Origin of the sequence: Micromonospora fiedleri, assembly GCF_016774385.1 — a bacterium.
In the GTDB taxonomy this organism is placed as follows: Bacteria; Actinomycetota; Actinomycetes; order Mycobacteriales; family Micromonosporaceae; genus Micromonospora; species Micromonospora gifhornensis.
The window spans coordinates 1-438 of sequence record NZ_JAETXL010000126.1 but is presented as its reverse complement, the minus strand read 5'-3'; the positions used below and the strand labels follow the sequence as shown (position 1 = coordinate 438).

At 79.7% G+C, this 438-nt stretch carries 1 pseudogene; it reads left to right on the top strand.

The features are described from left to right. Positions 1-31: 31 nt before the first annotated feature. Positions 32-438, top strand: a pseudogene (locus JMF97_RS30945) (amino acid-binding protein); the annotation flags it as partial.

The following is a 438-nucleotide window of genomic DNA, read 5'->3' as shown; positions in this document are numbered from 1 at the left end:
GGGCGTTCGGGGAAGTGGTGGGGGGTGGCGGGTGGGGGAGTTACCTTGGGGTGGGCCCGGCGCGGGCCGGGTCGAACGGCTGGTCGCGGGCCTGGGTGCGAGTCCCGGCGGCCGGGTGGGCGGGGTGTGGCGGGCGTTCGGCGCGCCCACCACCACCGGCCAGGACGCGGAACTGTTGGCGCAGGTCGCCGCCAACCCGACGGACGGGCTGGCCACCCTGGTCGACGCGGTGCCCGGACTGCTCGCCGCCGACTGGGCGGTCGCCGCGGTGGTGCCCGTCGACTGCGCCAGCCGCACCGGCGGCGGTGGGGCCACGGTCGCCCACGCCAGCCGGCGTCCGCCGGATCCGCCGCGCCTGCCGGAGGTGGCCCCGCTGCCGGCCCGGTACATGACCGTGCGCCGCGCCGGGTACGTCTCCGTCGCCGCCTTCGGCCCGGC